The sequence below is a fragment of the Pseudomonas sp. P5_A2_2 genome (assembly GCF_054177685.1).
This window is the reverse complement of record NZ_JBGCUL010000601.1, coordinates 1-2,809: the sequence shown is the minus strand read 5'-3', so window position 1 is coordinate 2,809 and position 2,809 is coordinate 1. Positions and strand designations below refer to the sequence as shown.

At 59.7% G+C, this 2,809-nt stretch carries 4 protein-coding genes; all 4 read right to left on the bottom strand.

Annotation, left to right across the window (positions count from 1 at the left end):
• Positions 1 to 595: gamma-glutamyltransferase (locus ACXRVY_RS22900; protein WP_458238315.1), on the bottom strand; the 595-nt coding region annotated here is incomplete at its 3' end.
• A 59-nt stretch (positions 596 to 654) separates the two neighbouring features.
• On the bottom strand, positions 655 to 1,434 hold the full coding sequence (locus ACXRVY_RS22895; RefSeq protein ID WP_223461490.1) for an amino acid ABC transporter ATP-binding protein: 780 nt from the start codon (positions 1,432 to 1,434) through the stop codon (positions 655 to 657).
• Between the two features lies 1 nt (position 1,435).
• Positions 1,436 to 2,203 carry an amino acid ABC transporter permease gene (locus ACXRVY_RS22890; RefSeq protein WP_223461488.1) on the bottom strand — a complete coding sequence of 256 codons (768 nt, stop codon included), beginning with the start codon at positions 2,201 to 2,203 and terminating at the stop codon, positions 1,436 to 1,438.
• A gap of 11 nt (positions 2,204 to 2,214) precedes the next feature.
• The coding region (locus tag ACXRVY_RS22885) for an ABC transporter substrate-binding protein (RefSeq protein ID WP_458238314.1) at positions 2,215 to 2,809 on the bottom strand (595 nt) is incomplete at its 5' end.

The following is a 2,809-nucleotide window of genomic DNA, read 5'->3' as shown; positions in this document are numbered from 1 at the left end:
GGTTACGGAACAGTTCGCCGGCGCGGGGGGCACGGCCTTCGATCAGGAAGGTCTCGAACCAGCTCTCGAGCACGTCGCTACGGTCGGAAGTGAAATCCTCCAGCGCGGTTTGCCACTGCAAGGCGACCACTGGCGAAACGGGAAATCCGTCCCGCGCCAGACTGATCGCCGGCTGCAGCAAGTCCGCAAAGGGCAGACGACCGAAACGCCGGGACAATTGCGCCCAGGCCGACGGGCAGCCAGGAACAGTGACAGGCGTCCAGCCATGCAGCGGCATTTTTTCATGGCCGGCCGCTTTCACTGCCTCAATGCTCAGGGCTTGCGGAGCGGCGCCGTTGGCAGCCAAGCCATGCAGTTTGTCTTGGGTCCAGACCAAGGCAAAAGCGTCACCACCAATACCACAACCGGTGGGCTCGACCACCGTCAATGCTGCTGCCGTGGCGATGGCCGCATCGATGGCATTGCYGCCGCGACGCATCATTTCAATCCCGGCTTCGGCGGCCAGTGGCTGAGAGGCGGCGACCATGCCGCGCTTGGCGAAAACGCTTTGACGTTRTGAGGTATAGGGATACTCATGGGCAGAAAACTTGAACATGGCAGGACTCACACAAAAGTAATGTTCATAAAAATCTGTAGGAGCGAGCCTGCTCGCTCCTACAGCACGCGGCTGAGGAACGCCCGGGTACGGGCATGGCGGGGTTGGCTGAAGATCTGTTCGGGTGGACCCTGCTCGATCAGTTCGCCTTGATCGAGGACCACCACCCGATCGGCCACTTCGCGAGCAAAACCCATTTCGTGGGTGACCACGACCATGGTCATGCCCTCCTCGGCCAGTTCCTTCATGACTTGCAGCACTTCACCCACCGTCTCCGGGTCAAGGGCGCTGGTGGGCTCGTCGAACAACATCGCCAGGGGTTTCATGGCCAGCGCCCGGGCGATGGCCACCCGCTGCTGCTGCCCACCGGACAGCATCGAAGGGTAGTGATCCGCCTTCTCGGCCAGCCCGACCCGCTTGAGCAACGCCCGCGCCTGCTCCACCGCTGCCGCGCGAGGCACGCCGAGCACATGGATGGGCGCCTCGATGATGTTTTCCAGGGCCGTCATGTGCGGGAACAGATTGAAGCGCTGAAACACCATGCCGATGTCCCGGCGCTGACGCGCAATGTTGCGCTCCGAGTCCCGGACCAGGCTGCCATCGGCACGGGTGCGGTAACCCATGGGCTGGCCGCTGACACGGATTTGCCCGGACTGAATGTCCTCCAGCAGATTGATGCAGCGAATAAAGGTGGTTTTGCCCGAACCGGAGGCGCCGATCAGCACCACCACTTCACCCCGCTTCACTTGCAGCGAAATGCCCTTGAGAATTTCCAGGTCACCAAACGACTTGTGAATATCCAGCGCTTCGATGACCAGCTCTTCACTCATGTGTGCCATCTCAACGCCCTCTCAACAGTTTCATGGTGTTGCGACCGAACATTCGGCTGGCGGCCGGAGCCGGACGATCGGATTGGCCGAAACGCGCCTCGAGCCAGCGCTGGAAAAAGCCCCAGAGCGTGGTCAATGCCAGGAAGTAAATGGCAACAACCAGATACAACTCGAACACCCGGAAGGTCGCCGAGGTCACCATTTGCGTACTGAGCAACAACTCCTGCACGCCGATCACGCTGACCAGCGTGGTGTTTTTCAACATCACGTTGAACTCGTTGCCCAGCGGCGGAACGATGACCCGGAAGGCCTGGGGCAGCACGATACGGCGCATCAACCTGGGGAACGTCATGCCCAGGGACCGTCCGGCTTCGTACTGCCCCTTGTCCACCGCACCGATGCCGGCCCGAATGATCTCGGCCATATACGCGCCTTCGTTGAGGCCCAGGGCGATGATCGCGGCCTGAATGTTGCCCGGCACGATGAACCAGCCGAGGTCCAGGTCTTCGAAGCGGAAAATGCCACCGGCCGCCAATGCCGTGTACAGAAACACGATCTGCACCAGCAGCGGCGTGCCGCGCATCAGCCAGACATAAAAGCGCACCGGGTATTGCAACAGCGGGTTACTCGACAGTTTCATCAACGCCGCGATCAACCCCAGCACACAGCCGAGCAACATCGCCGACACACTGATCAGGCACGTCAGCCACAACCCCGTCAGGTAGACATCACTGGGCTGTAACAGGTATTGCCAGAACACATCCCAATTGAAGTTCATCAGGTTCGTCCTCAGTCCAGTTTGTCGCTGCTGACATGCCATTTACTGAGGAGCGCTTCGTAACTTCCGTCGGCACGCATGCCTTGCAAGACTTCGGTCAATGCGACAGTCAATTGCGGATCACTTTTGCGCACACCGAAACCGGTCAGGATGCGGTTGAAAGCAGGCACCGCTGATTGAAACAAGTCAGGGGCCAGTTGCTGGTAATGACCGGCAGACTCGACCGTGGTGCCGAAAGCGTCCACCTGGTTGATGCGCAAGGCCTGGAATGCATCGGCGTCGACGTTGTAGACCACCAGCTTCATCGGTGCCTTGCCGGCCGCTTCGAGTTTTTCGTTCTCTTTGCCCAGCAGCACGCGGATGGTTGAACCATTACTGACCGCGACCTTGAGCCCCGATAAATCTTCCAGCGTGTTCACTGATTTCGGATTGCCTTTGGGCACCACGATGGACTGGCTGGAATACATGAAGTTGACGATGTCGATCACCTCACGGCGTTCGGGCTTGTCGAACAGTTGATCGACGATCATGTCGCACTGTTGCGCCAACAGCGCCGGGATCAGCCCGGCGAATGGAGAGATCCGCCATTCGACTTTTTTGTCACCC